At 51.2% G+C, this 14,900-nt stretch carries 20 protein-coding genes and 1 pseudogene; 9 read left to right on the top strand and 12 right to left on the bottom strand.

Annotation, left to right across the window (positions count from 1 at the left end):
- On the bottom strand, nt 1-224 hold a 224-nt coding region (locus tag ABYW01_RS03765; protein WP_372831212.1), incomplete at its 3' end, for a hypothetical protein.
- Here ABYW01_RS03765 and ABYW01_RS03770 point away from each other — a divergent pair.
- Nucleotides 181-491, top strand: a pseudogene (locus ABYW01_RS03770) (DNA topoisomerase); the annotation flags it as partial. The gene ABYW01_RS03765 and the pseudogene ABYW01_RS03770 overlap by 44 nt on opposite strands.
- Nucleotides 492-530: 39 nt before the next feature.
- A complete protein-coding gene (locus ABYW01_RS03775; protein ID WP_372831195.1) occupies nt 531-770 on the top strand; it encodes a hypothetical protein in 240 nt (79 codons plus the stop codon).
- Between the two features lie 19 nt (nt 771-789).
- Here the strand turns inward: ABYW01_RS03775 and ABYW01_RS03780 are convergent, their stop codons facing one another.
- Nucleotides 790-1,182 (bottom strand): thiol-disulfide oxidoreductase DCC family protein, encoded by a 393-nt coding sequence (locus ABYW01_RS03780; RefSeq protein WP_372831196.1) that lies wholly within the window; start codon nt 1,180-1,182, stop codon nt 790-792.
- On the opposite strand from ABYW01_RS03780, the gene ABYW01_RS03785 reads away from it, so the two are divergent.
- From ABYW01_RS03785 to ABYW01_RS03800, 4 genes are all read left to right on the top strand, one after another.
- A complete protein-coding gene (locus ABYW01_RS03785) occupies nt 1,181-2,263 on the top strand; it encodes a DNA alkylation repair protein (RefSeq protein ID WP_372831197.1) in 1,083 nt (360 codons plus the stop codon). The genes ABYW01_RS03780 and ABYW01_RS03785 overlap by 2 nt on opposite strands.
- A 224-nt stretch (nt 2,264-2,487) precedes the next feature.
- Nucleotides 2,488-2,871, top strand: coding sequence for a PH domain-containing protein (locus tag ABYW01_RS03790; protein ID WP_193952671.1), 384 nt, complete (start codon nt 2,488-2,490; stop codon nt 2,869-2,871).
- 134 nt (nt 2,872-3,005) lie between these two features.
- The gene (locus ABYW01_RS03795; RefSeq protein ID WP_372831198.1) at nt 3,006-3,656 is read left to right on the top strand and encodes an SGNH/GDSL hydrolase family protein; all 651 of its coding nucleotides are present in this window, start codon (nt 3,006-3,008) and stop codon (nt 3,654-3,656) included.
- A gap of 134 nt (nt 3,657-3,790) precedes the next feature.
- Nucleotides 3,791-4,111, top strand: a complete 321-nt coding sequence (locus tag ABYW01_RS03800; RefSeq protein WP_372831199.1) for a hypothetical protein — start codon at nt 3,791-3,793, stop codon at nt 4,109-4,111.
- Nucleotides 4,112-4,143: 32 nt separating this feature from the next.
- On the opposite strand, the gene ABYW01_RS03805 is transcribed toward ABYW01_RS03800, so the two are convergent.
- From ABYW01_RS03805 to ABYW01_RS03850, 10 genes are all read right to left on the bottom strand, one after another.
- Nucleotides 4,144-5,061, bottom strand: coding sequence for a LysR substrate-binding domain-containing protein (locus ABYW01_RS03805; RefSeq protein ID WP_372831200.1), 918 nt, complete (start codon nt 5,059-5,061; stop codon nt 4,144-4,146).
- Between the two features lie 190 nt (nt 5,062-5,251).
- Nucleotides 5,252-5,671, bottom strand: a complete 420-nt coding sequence (locus tag ABYW01_RS03810) for a hypothetical protein (protein ID WP_372831201.1) — start codon at nt 5,669-5,671, stop codon at nt 5,252-5,254.
- A 9-nt stretch (nt 5,672-5,680) separates the two neighbouring features.
- Nucleotides 5,681-6,337, bottom strand: coding sequence for a class I SAM-dependent methyltransferase (locus ABYW01_RS03815; RefSeq protein WP_193952676.1), 657 nt, complete (start codon nt 6,335-6,337; stop codon nt 5,681-5,683).
- A 5-nt stretch (nt 6,338-6,342) separates the two neighbouring features.
- Nucleotides 6,343-6,669 carry a hypothetical protein gene (locus tag ABYW01_RS03820; protein WP_372831202.1) on the bottom strand — a complete coding sequence of 109 codons (327 nt, stop codon included), beginning with the start codon at nt 6,667-6,669 and terminating at the stop codon, nt 6,343-6,345.
- Between the two features lie 6 nt (nt 6,670-6,675).
- Nucleotides 6,676-7,839: a glutathionylspermidine synthase family protein gene (locus tag ABYW01_RS03825; RefSeq protein WP_372831203.1), complete on the bottom strand. Its 1,164-nt coding sequence runs from the start codon at nt 7,837-7,839 to the stop codon at nt 6,676-6,678.
- Nucleotides 7,840-8,433, bottom strand: coding sequence for a DUF1190 domain-containing protein (locus ABYW01_RS03830; RefSeq protein ID WP_372831204.1), 594 nt, complete (start codon nt 8,431-8,433; stop codon nt 7,840-7,842).
- Between the two features lie 14 nt (nt 8,434-8,447).
- Complete coding sequence (locus ABYW01_RS03835) at nt 8,448-8,858, bottom strand: DUF350 domain-containing protein (RefSeq protein ID WP_372831205.1); 411 nt, start codon at nt 8,856-8,858, stop codon at nt 8,448-8,450.
- A 26-nt stretch (nt 8,859-8,884) separates the two neighbouring features.
- Nucleotides 8,885-9,931 (bottom strand): ion channel, encoded by a 1,047-nt coding sequence (locus ABYW01_RS03840; protein ID WP_372831206.1) that lies wholly within the window; start codon nt 9,929-9,931, stop codon nt 8,885-8,887.
- A 149-nt stretch (nt 9,932-10,080) separates the two neighbouring features.
- Nucleotides 10,081-10,899 (bottom strand): 3-keto-5-aminohexanoate cleavage protein, encoded by an 819-nt coding sequence (locus tag ABYW01_RS03845; protein WP_372831207.1) that lies wholly within the window; start codon nt 10,897-10,899, stop codon nt 10,081-10,083.
- 16 nt (nt 10,900-10,915) lie between these two features.
- A complete protein-coding gene (locus ABYW01_RS03850) occupies nt 10,916-12,250 on the bottom strand; it encodes an aspartate aminotransferase family protein (RefSeq protein WP_372831208.1) in 1,335 nt (444 codons plus the stop codon).
- Nucleotides 12,251-12,376: 126 nt separating this feature from the next.
- Between ABYW01_RS03850 and ABYW01_RS03855 the strand changes: the two genes are divergently transcribed.
- The 3 genes from ABYW01_RS03855 to rmuC all read left to right on the top strand — a co-directional run.
- Nucleotides 12,377-13,273: a LysR substrate-binding domain-containing protein gene (locus ABYW01_RS03855; protein ID WP_372831209.1), complete on the top strand. Its 897-nt coding sequence runs from the start codon at nt 12,377-12,379 to the stop codon at nt 13,271-13,273.
- A gap of 292 nt (nt 13,274-13,565) precedes the next feature.
- Nucleotides 13,566-13,928: a hypothetical protein gene (locus tag ABYW01_RS03860; RefSeq protein ID WP_372831210.1), complete on the top strand. Its 363-nt coding sequence runs from the start codon at nt 13,566-13,568 to the stop codon at nt 13,926-13,928.
- 8 nt (nt 13,929-13,936) lie between these two features.
- Nucleotides 13,937-14,900: DNA recombination protein RmuC (gene rmuC, locus ABYW01_RS03865; RefSeq protein WP_372831211.1), on the top strand; the 964-nt coding region annotated here is incomplete at its 3' end.

The raw sequence follows: 14,900 nt of genomic DNA on the forward strand, positions 1-14,900 counted from the left end.
CAGCTTGGAATCTTTCTTTGAGATACTGAACTTATTAGATCTGTGGGTTGATTCATTTCTTGAGAATAAAGATAACTTGGACTCACAGCATAGTGATCCGTTTGTTTAAGTGTGAAATAGCTGCCTGAGAGTGTCTTGGTGAACATTGCATGTTTTTCACAAAACAATACTTGTAACAGTAATGAAGAAGGACAGTTGCTGGTTGATGAGGCGATCGAGCTCATCGTGTTGCCCGCAGCTAAAAAGCGACCATTCAACGTTGTCTGATTAGCGATCTTAACCCGCCTGCCGTGAAACGTGCGCTCAGTCTTTTACGTGAAAACCGCAATTTTATTCCGCTTTTCACGTCGGCATTGGCCCGTTCAAGAACCGACTGGTTGTACGGCATGAATATGACCCGTTCGTATACGCTACAAGGTCAGAAAGCCGGATATAACGGCGTGCGGTCTGTAGGGCGGGTGCAACCCCCTGTGTTGGGATTAGTCGTGCGTTAGGATCGGGAAATCGAAGCATTCCAGCCCAAACCTGATATGACTGCACATTGGGAGTCACAGCTAGATGCGATTTGCCAGAAACACGCAAGCTATCAAAGTTTTATGTCTCCGCTGTTGGGGCGTTTGAATGAGCTGATCGCTCAGGCGGTGACGGTTGTCCCCTCCAGTTTGCAGGGGTTGCCATCAAAACCGGTTAAGCGTCGACGTAAGCGTTCCGCGGGTACAGGTACGCGTAGTCGTAAAGCTACATCGAGCAAGCGTAAGCAGTCGGCTTGAGATCTGAGTAGAAATAGACTCATTTGTCGCAGTGTTGTTTGGGGAGGCGTCCTTGTTTACGCAAGCGCCGCCGGGTGGCCCCGTGATAATAGCGTTGCACGGCCGGATAAATGACAGGCAGCTGTAGTAGCCACGCTAAGGGTTTAAAAAGGGTTGTGTGTGACCAGAGGCGGATAAATGCGTCCAACCCTTTGATGACCTGATAATCCTGATTAACCAGATGAAGCTCCAGCATGGCATCCATCGGTTGAATGTTGTGTTGCTGCAGCCAGTCCTCCTGACCGGTGATATCAAACCAGTGAATGGCCGGATCCTTACACACCCGTTTGAACTGTGCCATCTGGCGCAAACAGATCGGACATAATCCGTCATATAAAACCCACAATTCTTCGTTCTCGTTGGAGTGCTTCATGTCTCAACTCTTAAAAGATGCCTACGATCAGGTCTACCTGCAGCGCTTGGCTGACTGTTGTTCACAAGCCTATCCGGCGTTTCCGGCTGAGCATTTTTTGCAGTTGGTGTTTGATGAGCAGTGGGCATCACGTGAGCTTAAAGCGCGGAGCCAACACATTCGTCACTGTCTGCATTCAGCGTTGCAGCAGCCTTATGAAAAAGCGATTACAGTGCTGATGGACGTTGCGCCGGAGTTCAGTGGTTATGAGGCGCTGTTTTTTCCGGACTACGTGGAAGCGTATGGCCAGCAGCACTGGGACATTTCCATGGAGGCTATGCAATGGTTGACCCGATTTTCCAGTGCCGAGTTCGCGGTACGGCCATTTATTATGGCCCAGCCTGAGAAAATGATGGCGCAAATGCTGTGTTGGAGCGAACACGAGAACCATCATGTCCGGCGTCTTGCCAGTGAAGGCTGTCGCCCAAGACTGCCCTGGGGGCAGGCATTACCGGAGTTTAAGCGTGATCCGGCACCGATCTTACCCATTCTGGATAACTTGCGGCACGATGACAGTGACTACGTGCGGCGCAGTGTGGCGAATAATCTGAACGATATTGCGAAAGATAATCCCGCCGTGATGATTAGTTGGGCGCAGCGATATTTTAATCAGAGCCCATTGAGTGATTGGATCATCAAGCACGGTAGCCGAACACTGTTGAAACAAGCGCATCCGGATGTGATGGCACTGTTTGGTTATCACCCGGCTGAAGATATCGCCGTTGCTAAATTGCAGCTGGAACGTGAGTCTCTGCACATCGGTGATGAGCTTCTTTTTAGTTTTGAGCTGGGGGCGTTGCAGGGAGAATTGGGTCAACTGCGAATTGAATACGCGGTGGACTATATGAAAGCGAACGGGCGGCAAAACCGTAAGGTGTTCAAAATTACAGAAGGTGAGTTTGACGAGACGCGCAAAGCGTTTAGTCGTCGCCAGAGCTTTCGTCAGATGACGACCCGTAAGCACTATCCCGGCGAACACCGACTGACAATTTTGGTGAATGGCGCGGAAAAAGCGAGTTTAGGGTTTCAGTTGCTGTTTTAAAGTTTATACCGTTATCTTGCGGTGTCTTATGCTGTCTTGGTCGTGTGCCGGTAATCAAGGGTGACAGAAAGGGGGCTGCTCAGTCGCTAAACAGGGTGTGATGGTCTATAAAAACCTTACTTATTTTGCTGGTACTGTCATTTATAGCTGTTACGGTGGTAATTCAGGTGTCATTCAGCGGCTTGGCGTCAGGGTGTGGCAGCACAATTAGGAGGTAACGCGTTATGGGTCTATTAGATGGTTTGCTGGGTAATGCCAGCGATGTTGATATCGATGAGCTGAAAGAAGAGCTGGAACCGGTCCTTTACGAGGGCGAAGAGATTCGTTTGGCTTTTAAAGTGATCCGCGATAAGTACATATTTACAGAATCTCGACTGATCCTGATCGATATTCAGGGGATGACGGGTAAGAAGCGGGAATATCTGACGATCCCGTATAAGTCGATTGTGCGTTTCTCAGTTGAAACATCCGGCCATTTTGATATGGATTCTGAGCTGAAAATCTGGCTATCAGGTATGTCTGAGCCAATGGTTAAAGAGTTCAAAGGTGGCGATAACATTACTAACGTACAAAAGGCGTTGGCTGCGGGTATGTTTGGTAAGGCCTAAACTTATAGGCGTACATATAGTGTAGGTAAAGCGTGGAACCGTACGAGATTGGCGGGTGGTGTCTGATCTGAATCAGTCGCTAATCAGTCTTTGCCAGAGATCATCTGGCTGAGCCATTCATGGAGGGAGAGGCAGTGTTAAAGCAGGTATTGGTTTATTCTGATTCATTAACGTGGGGGATCATACCGGGAACCCGTGAGCGGCTGGATTTTGATCAGCGTTGGCCAGGTGTTCTGGAAAACGGTCTGATATTGGATGAGCACCATGTTCGTGTGGTAGAAGATTGTCTGAATGGCCGTCGTACGGTGTGGGATGATCCGTTTAAGCCCGGTCGTAATGGTATTGAGGGTTTGGCGCAGGCCGTTGAGATGCACTCTCCGCTGGCGTTAGTGATTATCATGCTGGGCAATAATGATTTTCAGTCCATGCACCCTCATACCGCATGGCATGCGGCACAAGGGGTGGGGGCTTTGATCAATGAGGTAAGAACCGCACCAATTGAGCCGGGTATGCCAGCGCCACCTATTCTGGTGGTGTGTCCGCCTGTAATTCAGGCGCCCAAAGGCCCTATTGCCGATAAGTTTGTCGGTGCAGAAGAGAAAGCAGCAGGGTTGGCGTTGGAAATGCGCAAGGTGGCCGCAGCGGAAGGTTGTCATTTCTTTGATGCGGGTACGGTAACAAAAACCAGCGCGGTGGACGGTGTGCATCTGGATGCTGAGCAGCACTTTGCCTTGGGTCGGGCGCTGATTGATGTCATCGATAAGATACTGGATCGTGACTTCTGATCCGATCAATGTGATTAGATACTGGGCCGGAGCGATTATTGTTCGGTTCGTTTTGAGCTTCTCGTAGCGATTGCTGGATGCACATTGTTACGGGGAGTTTTAATCTTCAATAGTTACTGTAGCAGGGACGCTGGATGTTTAAATCTGCCTTTATACTGGTCGTTGTGGCCAGTCTGTCGATGTCCGCTTTAGCGGCAAAGAAATCTGATCCAACCGTATATAGCGTTAAATGGAAGGAGCGCTCGGGCCGAATTTCGCATCAGTCGGTGTGCTACAACTATGATGAAGGCAGTATCCCTTACCGTCGTTGCCGTGTTCAGGCACAAAAACACTTTGTGCAACAGTGCCGGCATTTCACTGCAAAGTATGAAAAGACGAAAGCGCCTTACAACAAGTCATTCCGGAAAAAGCGGGATAAGTTCTGTTATTCAGCAGACCGCTATTATCCATTCTAGCGGTCTGTCATGGTGTGTATCGAGGTTGTCTCTCAGCGAGGACGGCTTGCCGGTTGCATGTCGGACATCCAGGGGTGGTCTTCCAGCATGCTCAGCAGATGGTCGATGAACAGGCGCACTTTTGGGCTGAGGTGGCGGCGGCTCGGGTAAAGCGCATGGACCTCTGTACCGGGTAAGTGATATTCCCCCAGCACTTGTATCAAATCACCGCGTTCCACTTCGCCGCGACAAAATGCTCGGGGCAGGCGGGCAATGCCAAGCCCCTGTACGGCCATGTCGCGCATGAACATCAGGTTGTTGGCTTTCAGGCGAGCATTGATCGTCACGGGCGCACCATTATTCCAATTATCAAAGGCCCAGTTCAGGCTATTAGACAGGCGGCCCAGGCAGCTGTGCTTGGACAGTTCTCCCGGTGAATTGGGTGTGCCGTGTGTTTTGATGTATTCCGGTGATGCGTAAAGTCCACCCGTGATAGAGGCAATTTTACGCGCGATCAAGCTGGAGTCATCCAGATGGCCCACGCGCAGCGCCAGATCTATTCCTTCTTCAATCAGGTCAACTACTCGCGTAGACAGCTCCAGTTCCAGCTGAATTTTCGGATAGGTGCGCATGAAGTCGGAGATGACATCGTTCATCAGGAAAATGCCCATCTCCGGCGGCATCGTAATTCGCAGGCGCCCCTGAGGTTCTGAGTGGTGAGCAGAGACCAGATCAGGCAGTTGTTCCAGTTCGTCGATCAATGGCCGGCAACGCTCAAACAGTTCCTGACCTTCGTCGGTCAGCTTCAGCTTCCGGGTTGTCCGTTGCAGCAGTCTGACGCCAAGATCGTCCTCAAGCTGTCCAATACGACGGCTGATGGTCGACTTCTGAATGCCTAAGGTTTCGGCTGCCGCGGTAAAACTGTTGGTTTCGACAACACGCAGGAAGAGACGTACATCGTTCAGATTCATAAAGCGCTGGTACCCCGGACAACTGAGATGGAGGCGGTAATTGGAATTTACACAAGGATTGTAGCGTAAAATGGAACAATCGATAGGCGAGTATGGATCAAAGGCTTTGAAGAAGCAAAGCGATGAACATTAAGATTTCAGCGGAGGGGGCGGTTCGAAAAAGCGAGATAGTGGATAAGCAGTGGGTCGATTACCACTCATCCATTTCAAGATCGTACAGGCGTTCGACTGCGTCTTTCAGGTGGAAGATCAGATCCGTGTATTTATCGGTATCGTCTTCAATATCGATATCACTCAGTCGGTCTGCGGTTTGCTCAAGGCTTTCCCCTCGACCATCCAGTCCATAATCATCCATCAGCCAGACCAGCAGACCAGTCACTTCCGCAGCGCTGTTGACCAGATCCAGGTCATCCAGATAGAGCTCACGTACCTGTTTCAACAACGCCATCAGTGGGGCGTTGTTGTCGGTCTTGACGTACAACTCCAGCAAATCACCTGCCTGAGTGATGCGATAGTCGTCATCACTCTGTGGCTGGTTATCAATCTCAGTCTGGTTCTCAAAGGACTGCAGAGAGGCCGTATCTGATTGATAGTTACGCAGGATAAACATGGGTCAGCCTTAACGCAGTTTACGGACGACGTTCATGCCATCGCGCACGGTCAGAAAGGTATTTTCAACGTTTGGATCGTCTGCGATACGGCGGTTCATCTCCACCAGTACATCATCGATCTCGGACTCCGGCTGCAGGACTTTGCCAGACCAGAGTACGTTATCCAGCACGATCATGCCGCCCGGGCGGGTTAACTCCAGCACGCGTTCGTAGTAGTTCATGTAGTTGCGCTTGTCCGCATCGATAAAACTGAAATCCAGTGGGGCCAGTTCGCCTTTGGCAGTCAGGTCATCGATGGTGTCGAGTGCGCGACCAAAAATTACGTCGATTTTATGGCCGTGCGGGCTGCGGTCATAAAACGTTTGGGCAAACTCGATCGCACGCGGGTTGGTTTCGCAGCAGATCAGTTTGCCGTCATCGGGCATGCCTTCGGCAATGGACAGGGCGGAGTAACCGGTGAACATGCCAATTTCCAGGCAGTTCTTTGGCTGTGCCAGCTGTACCAGCATCTTCAGCGTGCGGCCGACCAGGCGACCGGACAGTTTCTGGGGCCAGCCCATGTTTTTGTTGGTTTCGTCGATCAGTTCTTGTAGCAATTCCGGTTCACGGGTGGTGTTCAGGAATGCGTAATCTTCGATGGCTTCGTTAACAATGAAGTCTGACATGGGGGCTAAGGTATCTCTTTTAACATCACTTTGCTGGCCCAGACCTCGTAGGACGGTGAACCGTCAGCTGGGGTCAGGCGAAATCGACAGAGGATAATATCACTTTCCGGGCATTCGATGATAATGGCTTTTGCCTTGGCGGGCGCTTTAGCACACCCCTGTTCCGGTTTTTTACCAACACCGTACAGTGACCAGCTCAGTAGCTGCCGGTACTGAGCTTCGGTTTCGCAGGCGCTGTAGGTCCCGTCAATGACTTCGTACTGGGTCTCGGCATGCACTGCAGAGCTGAGACATAAGCTGAGCGTAAGAAGAATCGGAAGTAGTGATTTCATAAGGGATTACACAATGATATGGGGTAAAAAGCGTGACAGGTCCTGAGTAATCGGTCCGGTGTCTTCCCGTATTGAGATGCCTGCGGGTGCATCGTTCACCAGCCAGGAACCGATCAGCGTATAGTTATCGCCGAACTTGGGAAGTGGATGCCATGCTTGCAGGATATAACCTTCCTCTCCATAAGGGCCTTCACCTTGAATCAGCGTGCTACCGTTTTGATGGACGGAGATGTTAGCACCTTCGCGGGAGAATATTGGCTTGCGAACATATTTGCTCAGGTTCGCGGCGGCCGGGTCATCCTCGAAGTAGGCGGGGAGCAGGTTCGGGTGATCTGGAAACAGTTTCCACAGCTGGGGAAGCAGGGCTTTGTTGGAAATCACTGATTTCCACAAGGGCTCAAGGAAGCGGCAATGATTGCCCGAGATGTGAGCGCCGTATTTTTCTCGGTGCATAAACTCCCAGGGGTAAAGCTTAAACAGCCAGCTTATGTTGTTGTCCTTGAGATCGGTAAACCGATTGCGATCGCTCAGACCAATGTCTTCCACATAGACAAACGCGCAGCGGATGCCAGCTTGTTCAGCGCAGTCTTGTAAATATTGCACGGTGCCACGATCTTCATCGGTATCTTTGCAACACGCCAGATGCAGAGTGTGGTTGGGCATTGTGGGTTTGAGCTGGGCAAAGCGATTGATCAGCAGCTCTTGTAGTGCATTGAATTGGTCCGCACTTCGGCTGATATGACCGTTATTCACCTGATCTTCCAGCCATAACCACTGCCAGAATCCGGTTTCATAAAGGCTGGTGGGTGTATCGGCGTTGTTTTCGTAAAACTTCGCGGGCCCCTGGCCGTCGTAAGCCAGATCAATGCGGCTATAGAGGCTGGGTTCACGTTCATACCATGATGTAGCGATTTGATCCCAGAACGGTTCAGGAATGCAGAATCGGGTCATCAACTCTTCGCTACGAACGACCCGATCCACCACTTCAAGACACATCTGATGGATCTCGGCGGTGGGGTCTTCCAGATCATTTTCGATCTGTTGCAGCGAAAACTGATAATACGCGCTTTCATCCCAGTAGGGTTCGCCATGCATGGTATGAAAGTGAAAGCCAAATTCACGGGCTTTCACTTTCCAGTCGGGTCGTTCAGGGAATGGGATGCGAAGCATCTATCCACCCCAGGATGATGATGAGCGGCTGGAGATCGTTTTTCCGAATCCACCACGGCCAAGTGTACGAGAGCTGCCTTTTAAAGGTGTGAACGCTTTATTGCCGACGCTGAGTTTGCGTTTGTCTGCATCGCCGAACAGGACACCGTTAGCGCCGACCCACTTGTTATAAGAGCTGGCATTTTTGCTTTTACCGAGTGCTTTGGGGCGATCAAAGTCCAGATCATATTCATCGCTGGTTTGTTCATTTTCTCCCAGCATAAATCCGGCCATTAGCGGGTAAAAGTAACGCGTGCGTTGCTCGCAGCTGTTGTAACCAAAATCGTACTCACAGTTGGACATAGATAGATAACGCGGTGCGGTTCGGTTCCACTCGCCTAACGCTTTCTGATACGCCATTTCACAGCGCTGGAGATCTAACGGATTATCCAGTTCGCATTCACCAATGGTGCGATAGATAAACGCGTCGGTGCTGTCGCAGCCGGTGAGCATATAGCTACCACCCAGCACGATGCTGACTTTGGCCAGTTGCGCCGCTGACATGTCGGGCAGCTTGCGCATTTTATTCAGGTTTATCTGACGGGATCGTTTCATCCGTGATGCCTCCCTTAATAGGTTAGAGACGCGGCGTTAAGGATGCCGATCGCGATAGATACCGCCCCCAGTACAATCCCCGCAGGTATTTCGTTGTCCTGAATGCGCTGGCTGATCATGGGCATAAACATACGTACAACAAAAAATGCGACGATCTGGGCGATCAGTGCGACGATTGCCCAAACTGCAAAATCGACAATCGACACAGAGTTTGTCGCTGCACTTCCCAGTGCGATTGAAAAGCCGATAACTGCACCACTTAAGGCGCAGGCAGCGGCGCTATTTTGATTTTTTACCAGCGCCCATTCGTCGTAAGGGGTCACTAAGGTATAGAGAAACTTGAACAGCAATAACGCGACCAGCGACAGGCCAAAGTAGATGGCAAAGTTGGTCAGGCCAAGCAGCAAAGGTTCAAAGGCTTCCATGCAGGTCTCCTATCTATAAAGTGGGTTTAATGGGCAGACAGTGTGGCCCAGTCAAAGGATTTAATGCGGTTGTCGGCGATGTAATAGAGGGTGCAGCCCGCTTTTACCCGTTGATCCAGTGATGGGTTGATCTCAGGGCGGCCATCGGAATCCAGGTCTATCGCAATCAACGTAGCACTGTAATGTTCTTTCAGTGGGATATAGAAATCGCGCACGGATAACTCAGGCATCCCCGCTGGATACTTAATTGAGAACTGTGTCATACCCTCCGCGACACTGAGCAGCTCGCGGTGCAGGCAGCTGGATCCCGGATCCATAGCCGCTTTGACCATCAGTTCGGTGGACACTGACGGTGTACATTCGATAGTTGGGCAGTGTTCCTTCAGCAGGCGTGCCAGTGAATCATCGCGGAAAAAGGCGATGATATGCGCACCTACATTCTGCCCATACGCGTATAACCCGGCAGTGAGTGTAAAGTCATCCTGCGCGGTATCGATGATGATGGTGGAGGCATCGGACAGGCAGGCCCGGGCCATATCATGATCATCGTTGAACGCTTTGGCGCGCACAAACTCGATTTCACCCGGAAGCGGGTTTTCCATCGCACCGGTGACACATAAACAGATTTTTCGTCCCTGATTCTGCGCGGCTTCCAGCAGTAGCAGGCGTAACATATCGGGTGTGCGTTGTTCGTCCCAGCCAATGACAACAATATGGTCGCTGAGGGTGAGTTGTTTGAGGCCCATGATTCCTTTTCTCCACTGATGTGCGCTAAACGCGGCAACTTTACCTGCGGTCAGGGCAAACAGGCTTAGACCAAAGGGGATGACAAAGAAGGCAACGATCAGTTTACCTTCGGCTGTTGTTGGGGATAGATCGCCATAACCCACCGTGGAGGCGGTTACCAGCAACCAATAGAGGAAGTCACTGCCGGTGAGTCCTTGTTCTCCGGCGGCGGTTAACATGCCCCAGCTGACTGCAATATACAGCAGTACCAGTAGCATCATGGCTTGCCAGTTCATCTGTTTGAAGTGGCGATTGAGCACTTTGCGAACGTATTTAAACAGCAGCACAGCAGGCGAATTTCCTTACTCGGTGAAACACAAATCATACTGTGCTTCCGCAGGGGCTTCTAGTGGTGATCCGGTGGTATTGGTCGTTGCGCGGGGTCTTTAGGGGGGATCACCGATGACCCGGATGAGATCACCGGTTAAGGTCAAAGTTAAAATAGTTGTCGAAACGCGTCCGCGGTCATAATTGGGCGGGCCATCGATGTTGCTATTGTTGCGGCTTGTTGGATCAGCGTGGCATTGCTGACTGCCTGATCGCCATTCATATCGTGCAAGTTGTTCTCAAAACCGACTCGAATGTCACCGCCCAGTGCGATAGCGGTGGCCGCACAGCGGTGTTCCTGCTGACCGAATGCACAGACTGCCCAGCGCGTATCATCCTGCAGGGCTGAGAGCATTGGAATCAGATCTGTGGGTTTTGATTGTTGGGTTTTGCTATAACGCCCCAGAACGAACAAAAGGTGGTGTTTATCGTTCGGCAGAATGCCTTCCTCTTTGAGCTGGTGATAACGTGAGACATCGTCAGCCGAGTAGAGAATGTACTGGGCGATGATGCCCTGGTTATGCACCCAGTCAAAAAACGCGCCACCACGCTGCATGTCGGCAATGCTATTGCTTGGAATCAGTTCTTGTATCGCAAAAGACGCGGCTTCGGGTCTTAACTCCCGAATGAGTTGAATCTGTTGCTCGGGGCTGAACTGGCCAACCGCTTCTGTGGTGAGCTGGATGACCACATCGTTGTTTAATTCTCGTCGTACAGCATCCATGAATACGCGATTAATGGCCGGGTCCAGTGTGTGTTTGCCCGCGGAGTCTCTCGCATGAAGATGAACGACCGCGGCGCCAGCAGAAACGGCCGCCCGCGTTTCAAGTGCAGCCGTGTCCGGTGTAATAGGAAGGCGAGGGTGATCGGATGGCTTACGGCGCGCCCCATTGGGAGCCACAATCAATGCGACAGCAGTCTTGGTCATGTCCTGTATTCTCCGGTTATGCCTGAAGCTTTTTGAAACTGGTGTTCACGGCGATCTCCAGCTTGTCGACCAGTTCGTCGATCTGAGTATCGTTAATGATAAACGGCGGTGCCAGCAGAATGTGGTGGCCATCGCGACCGTTGATGGTGCCCGACATGGGGTAACACATCAGCCCTTTGGCCATCGCTTCCGCTTTGATTGCGGTATGAATAGACGATTCGACAGGCAGCGGTTGTTTGCTGTCTCTGTCTGCAACCAGTTCGATACCAGCAAACAGTCCCCGGCCTCTGATATCGCCAATGTATGGGTGATCTGCAAATGTGTGGTGAAGCCGGTTAAACAGCTTGGTGCTCATTTGCTTTACGTTATTCAGCAGTTGATCATCCTGAATCGTCTGCTGTACGGCCAGAGCCGCAGCGCACGCAACAGGGTGACCCATGTAGGTATGACCGTGTTGGAAAAAACCACTGCCCGATGAAATTGCATCAAAGATCCTTTGCTGGACCATGACTGCCCCGATGGGCTGGTATCCTGCACCGAGGCCTTTTGCCAATGTGATCAGGTCTGGCTCAATGCCGTCCTGTTCGCAGGCAAACAGCGTACCGGTACGCCCCATGCCGCACATCACCTCATCCAGAATCAGCAGAATGCCATATTGATCACAAATTTCGCGGATGCGTTTCAGATAACCCGTCACTGCGGGTACCGCACCGGCGGTCGCGCCGACAACCGGTTCTGCGACAAAGGCCGCTACGTTTTCCGGCCCTAGCTCCAGCAGTTTTTCTTCCAACTGGTTAGCCATACGCTGGCCGTATTCGAACTCACTTTCATTGGGGTGTTGGCCCCGGTAGGCGTAACACGGATCAATGTAGTGAGCGTCAGTCATGATGGCGGCAAAGGGCTCGCGGCGCCATTGATTCCCACCCACGCCTAGTGCACCCAGTGTATTGCCGTGGTAACTCTGACGGCGAGTGATGTAGAGGTGGCGAGAGGGCTCTCCAATCTCCAGAAAATACTGACGAGCCATCTTGAGTGCGGCTTCGACGGATTCGGAACCGCCGGACGTAAAATAGACTTTGTTCAACGTGCCTGGGGCGTTTGTCGCTAGAAAATCAGCCAGCTGCTCTGCCGGTTCTGATGTAAAAAAGCCTGTATGAGCAAAAGTCATGTCCTGAACTTGCTTCTGAACAGCCTCAATGACCCGAGGGTGACCATAACCAAGACTGGTAACCGCTGCGCCGCAGCAGCCATCCAGATACTGATTGCCATTCTGATCTGTTAAATAGATACCATGACCCCCACTTGCTGTTGGGAGGTTAGCGTGGCAATGACGGTGGAATACGTGTGACATATCGGGCCTGACTGAGTATGGAATAGGTATTGGACTGTGCGTGTATTAAAGAAGGCTTCGCTTATTTCAACAAACGACTTATTATCGTGGGGTATGAGTTTTTGGAATGTCTTTGCGAGAGTCTGAATGCGACGTTTTTTACCCCCGTTGAACTCCCTGAAAGCGTTTGAAGCGGCCGCGCGTCACCTGAGTGTGACAACGGCAGCCGAAGAGCTTTGTGTGACGCAAGGCGCGGTGAGTAAGCAGATTCGTCAACTGGAAAGTCGTTTGGGGGTCGGTTTGTTCGAGCGGCGGGCGAACGGGATTTTACTGACTGCCGCCGGACAGCAGTATCTCCCCTTTGTCACCGCGGCACTGGATTCGCTTGATAGCGCGACCGAGCAGTTGCAGCGGGGGACTCGGCGGCGAGAACGGTTGCTGCTGAGTGTGACGCCTTCTTTTACCAGTAGCTGGCTGATCTCCAGAATTCATGACTTTGAGCAGCAATACCCACATCTGCAGGTCGATTTGATTTCCGGAGACGGTAAGCCTGATTTTGCGGGGACGGAGATTGATTTGGCGATCCGCTGCCTGCTACCGGTAAAAGCCGGTCAGTATCACCGGGTGCTGGTTAATGAGCGATTGCTGCTGGTGGCGTCGCCTGACGTGCTTGAGATGAAGTCGATGCAACAGCCATTGGATCTGTTGCAGCACCGTTTGTTAACCCAAGTCACGCGGCCTGGAATGTGGGATGAGTTTTTACAGCAGCTTGGGTTGGAAGCAACACATGCAACATATGGTGCTGGATTTGAACATTTCTTTATGTCCATTAAAGCAGCAGAAGAGGGGTTAGGGCTGGGGTTGATTCCAGACTTTCTGGCGCAGGAATCGATCAGTAAAGGACGGTTGGTTAACCCACTCGGGTTGAGTGTCATGAGCGGCTTTGCTTACTACCTTTTCTGTCCGGGCTATAAGGCCGAGTTACTTAAAGTGATTCAGTTTAGGGATTGGCTGGCGCAAGAGCTGTTATCTGCACCTTTATAAGGTAGAAAAAACACCCCGCCTGAGACGGGGTGGAAGTGTTTCCGGATATGACTAACGAAGAAACTTCCGGGCTGTTTCAGGTCATGCCTGTCCTGCACCCGTTGTTCTCTCAGAAAGTAGAGTGATATATCGGTAACTTGGGTTTTTGATGCTATCAAACAAATCTGTAAATTACAAAATGGAATATAGATATTCTTTAGGATTATATGTGGTGCGACTTCCGGTGGGTGGGTTGGGCGCGCCAAATTACGTACAATAGCCTGAAATTATTCGTATTTTGGAGAACGTTCACGTGGAAGTGGAACTCAAATTACTCTACGTTTTTCTGGCAACCGGCTTGGTATCGATGTCTGCAGCGTTGAGTGCAGGTGCGCTCAATAAATTAGCTGATGAAGATAAACCGTCATTTATGCAGACGCGTAATGGCGCGGTCAGTGTGATCATGGTGGGTAACCTCTCGGCATTGACCTTGCTGTTTTCAATGGCATTTGGTTTCCAGAAGTTTGAATGGTGGATTCCGCTGAGCTGCATGTTTATCTCGTTCCCTGTGATGCATGTTGTGCTGTTTCAGCGTCTGTTTGGTGACCGGAAAAACCTGTTGATCATGACGCCGCTTGTCATAGCGTCAACCGTGACACTCTATTACTACTGGTAACCCGATTGATGGACCTGCCCCAGCTGTTTAGTACACCACTTGATCCGGTCAGCCTTCTACTTGGATTTTCCTCTGGATCTCTAATCATTGGCGGTGTCATCTGGGGCAGGTTGAAAGCGCGCACTGCGGAGCTTACTCAGCAAACGCAGAAGCTCATGGACGCTGAGATTCAGCTTAATGCTCAGACTGAACAGCTGGCGATACAGCAGGTACAAGTGCAGGAGCAGGAAGTTGCTCATGCCCGGCTTGAAGAGCGTTTGACGACGCTGGGGCCGCTGCAAAATCAGGTTCAGCAGCTCAATGAAGAACTGACGCTGGCGCGTGAAGAGGTCGTTATTCGCAGTCAGGACTTTGCAGAGCTGGAGACGCGATTAGAAGAACGTTCTGCTCAACTTGACCTCTTGCGTCAGAATGCCAAAGAGCTGGCCGCGTTGGCTGAAAAACGTCAGCAGGATCTGAGTGCCCGTAGCAATGCCTTTGCTGAACTGAAAACCCGTCTTGATGCAGAGCGTCAGGCTCATACGGATAAGTTGCAGACACTGGAAGAAGCACGTGATCAGCTGAAAACTGAGTTTCAGAACCTGGCGAATAAGATCTTTGAAGAGAAATCTGCGAAGTTCAGCCAGACCAATCAGGAAGGATTGGGACATATCCTCAATCCATTGCGCCAGCAGTTGGGTGATTTCCGTAAGCGGGTGGAGGATGTCTATGATCGCGAGGCGAAGGATCGTCGTTCCCTGTATGAACAAATTGGCCACCTGAAACAGCTCAATCAGCAGATGAGCCAGGACGCAGTGAACCTCACCAATGCACTCAAAGGTGAGAGTAAAACGCAGGGTAACTGGGGCGAGGTGATTCTGGAGCGCGTACTGGAAGAATCCGGATTGCGGCGTGGGCATGAGTTTGAAACACAAGTGTCGTTGTCTGAATCAGGGAAGCGTTATCAGCCTGATGTGATCGTGCATCTGCCAG

Origin of the sequence: Pontibacterium sp. (assembly GCF_041587635.1) — a bacterium.
Taxonomy (GTDB): Bacteria; Pseudomonadota; Gammaproteobacteria; order Pseudomonadales; family Balneatricaceae; genus Pontibacterium.

What these genes read in the sequence shown, in the direction of transcription:
- ABYW01_RS03775 (WP_372831195.1), top strand. Translation starts at nt 531, where the DNA reads ATGACTGCACATTGGGAGTCACAGCTAGATGCGATTTGCCAGAAACAC.
- ABYW01_RS03785 (WP_372831197.1), top strand. Translation starts at nt 1,181, where the DNA reads ATGTCTCAACTCTTAAAAGATGCCTACGATCAGGTCTACCTGCAGCGC.
- ABYW01_RS03780 (WP_372831196.1), bottom strand. Translation starts at nt 1,182, where the DNA reads ATGAAGCACTCCAACGAGAACGAAGAATTGTGGGTTTTATATGACGGA.
- ABYW01_RS03790 (WP_193952671.1), top strand. Translation starts at nt 2,488, where the DNA reads ATGGGTCTATTAGATGGTTTGCTGGGTAATGCCAGCGATGTTGATATC.
- ABYW01_RS03800 (WP_372831199.1), top strand. Translation starts at nt 3,791, where the DNA reads ATGTTTAAATCTGCCTTTATACTGGTCGTTGTGGCCAGTCTGTCGATG.
- ABYW01_RS03805 (WP_372831200.1), bottom strand. Translation starts at nt 5,061, where the DNA reads ATGAATCTGAACGATGTACGTCTCTTCCTGCGTGTTGTCGAAACCAAC.
- ABYW01_RS03810 (WP_372831201.1), bottom strand. Translation starts at nt 5,671, where the DNA reads ATGTTTATCCTGCGTAACTATCAATCAGATACGGCCTCTCTGCAGTCC.
- ABYW01_RS03815 (WP_193952676.1), bottom strand. Translation starts at nt 6,337, where the DNA reads ATGTCAGACTTCATTGTTAACGAAGCCATCGAAGATTACGCATTCCTG.
- ABYW01_RS03820 (WP_372831202.1), bottom strand. Translation starts at nt 6,669, where the DNA reads ATGAAATCACTACTTCCGATTCTTCTTACGCTCAGCTTATGTCTCAGC.
- ABYW01_RS03825 (WP_372831203.1), bottom strand. Translation starts at nt 7,839, where the DNA reads ATGCTTCGCATCCCATTCCCTGAACGACCCGACTGGAAAGTGAAAGCC.
- ABYW01_RS03830 (WP_372831204.1), bottom strand. Translation starts at nt 8,433, where the DNA reads ATGAAACGATCCCGTCAGATAAACCTGAATAAAATGCGCAAGCTGCCC.
- ABYW01_RS03835 (WP_372831205.1), bottom strand. Translation starts at nt 8,858, where the DNA reads ATGGAAGCCTTTGAACCTTTGCTGCTTGGCCTGACCAACTTTGCCATC.
- ABYW01_RS03845 (WP_372831207.1), bottom strand. Translation starts at nt 10,899, where the DNA reads ATGACCAAGACTGCTGTCGCATTGATTGTGGCTCCCAATGGGGCGCGC.
- ABYW01_RS03850 (WP_372831208.1), bottom strand. Translation starts at nt 12,250, where the DNA reads ATGTCACACGTATTCCACCGTCATTGCCACGCTAACCTCCCAACAGCA.
- ABYW01_RS03855 (WP_372831209.1), top strand. Translation starts at nt 12,377, where the DNA reads ATGCGACGTTTTTTACCCCCGTTGAACTCCCTGAAAGCGTTTGAAGCG.